3 protein-coding genes are annotated in these 1,813 nt (G+C 66.5%); 1 reads left to right on the top strand and 2 read right to left on the bottom strand.

Going from position 1 to position 1,813, the window contains the following annotated elements:
• The coding region (locus AB4Y86_RS18075; RefSeq protein WP_441403531.1) for a DUF427 domain-containing protein at window positions 1-899 on the top strand (899 nt) is incomplete at its 5' end.
• A 76-nt stretch (window positions 900-975) separates the two neighbouring features.
• On the opposite strand, the gene AB4Y86_RS18070 is transcribed toward AB4Y86_RS18075, so the two are convergent.
• Both AB4Y86_RS18070 and AB4Y86_RS18065 read right to left on the bottom strand, forming a co-directional pair.
• Window positions 976-1,359, bottom strand: a complete 384-nt coding sequence (locus AB4Y86_RS18070; RefSeq protein ID WP_441403530.1) for a hypothetical protein — start codon at window positions 1,357-1,359, stop codon at window positions 976-978.
• Between the two features lie 121 nt (window positions 1,360-1,480).
• On the bottom strand, window positions 1,481-1,813 hold a 333-nt coding region (locus tag AB4Y86_RS18065), incomplete at its 5' end, for a VOC family protein (protein WP_441403529.1).

Raw genomic sequence — 1,813 nt, 5'->3', positions numbered from 1 at the left:
GCACGCGGGACCACCCTTGGGACATGGCCATCAAACTCTCGCAACTGCTCTTCGGGACCTTCCCCCAACTGCGCTACGAGCCCACCGCCAAAAGGATTCGGGCAAGCCTTAGCGGGGACGCCGTCGTCGACACGATGCGGGCCTACCTGGTGTGGGAGCCGCGCCGGATGACCCCGGTCTTTGCCGTGCCGGAAGCAGACCTGCTGGCGGGGCTCGGCGCCCCGGCTGCCCCCGGCGTCGACGTCCCGGAGTTCGGCTTCAAGCTGTCGCGGGACGCACTTTCGGTGTTGGATCTCCGGACCAGTTTCGGCAAGCACACCGCCGACGGCGAGGAACTCGACGTCGTGAGCCGGTCGGCCTCCGTACCGCGGGCCGCGTTCCGGCTCGGGGATCCGGATCTGGCAGGCTATGTGGTGCTGGATTTCGCCGCCTTCGACTGGCTCGAGGATGACGAGGAGATCGTCGGCCATCCGCGGGATCCGTTTCACCGTGTGGACATCCGCGCGTCGTCCGCAGAGGTGGAGGTGGCGTTCGACGGCGTCACGCTGGCCCGCACGAACGGCGCCCAGCTGCTCTACGAAACGATGCTCCCCGTCCGCTACTACCTGCCGCCGGGCGACGTGCGGTTGGACCTGATGGAGCGCAGCCCCAAGTGGACCGTCTGCCCGTACAAGGGCAAAGCCAGCTACTGGACGTACCCGGGTGCGGAGAGTGGCCAGAACATCGCGTGGACTTACGATCGGCGGTTCCGGGATGCCGCCCAAATCCATGGGCTCGTCAGTTTCTTCAATGAACGGGTCGACGTGACCGTCAACGGCACGCTTCAGCCCCGCCCCATCTCACCTTGGTCCCGCCCGGAGCCCGCGCCCGAGCCCGGCGCGGACAGCCGGGGGCCGTGAGCGCCTGGTCCAACCGCTCCGGGGGCATCGTGACGGCCGAGCCCGCCGGTATCTGCTGGCGACGGGCGGGTCCGTGTCACAGTCCCCTCGCCCTGCCCGGGAATCCGTTCACGGCCGTGAACCAGCCCATGTACACCAGCACCGCCGACAGCGGGAGCGCTGCCAGAGCGAGCAGAATGGAATGATCCCTGGCGCGGAGCAACGCAACAAGATTGACTGCCAAGGCGCCGACGACGACGAGGCTCTGGAAGATGCTGTTCGCGGCCACCGCGCGGGGCGATTCGAACATCCCGCCGGCGCCCACCAGGAACGCTATGAAGTACCAGGTCGGCACGATCCAGATCGGGAAAGCGGCCACCACGAGGTCCAGGACCAAGGCCACCTTGCGGGCCCTGGTTCGGGGAAGCCAGACAAGGTGAAGGCGGTGCCGCCCCGCGGCCCCGGCATCAGAGAGCGTCATGACGCCCCTCCCCTCCGCCGCCCCGGAATTTGCTACCAAGTTATACCGGGGTCTCCGGCCAGGACAGGCCAAACGAAGAACAGCACCCCGGGCGTCCGGGGCGCTGCAGGCGTACCGCCGCTCAGAGCTGGTAGTCGGCCGCCGTCGTGATGTTCTCGTGCACGCAGAGAATGTTGTGCTCGGTGTCCATGAACCAGGCGCACTTCTCCGAATTCGTTGAACAGATGTGGTTCTCGGTCTTAAGATCCGGCAGGTCGTAGTCCTGGAACGTGACGCCCCTGGACTCCATCTCCTGGACGGTCCGTTCGATCTCGCTGACTTCGAAACTCAGGGTGGTGTGCTCTGAATGCATTCCATCCTTGACCGGCATCAGCTGCAGCATGGGGCCGCCGTCTGAGCCGAACAATTCGCTTCCGTCCTCTGCCACGCCACGGTGCGGGAGCCCCAGTGTGTC

The sequence above is a fragment of the Arthrobacter sp. 2YAF22_2 genome (genome assembly GCF_052114645.1).
Taxonomy (GTDB): Bacteria; Actinomycetota; Actinomycetes; order Actinomycetales; family Micrococcaceae; genus Arthrobacter.
The sequence above is the reverse complement of the archived record's forward strand: the minus strand, read 5'-3'. Positions and strand labels throughout refer to the sequence as shown.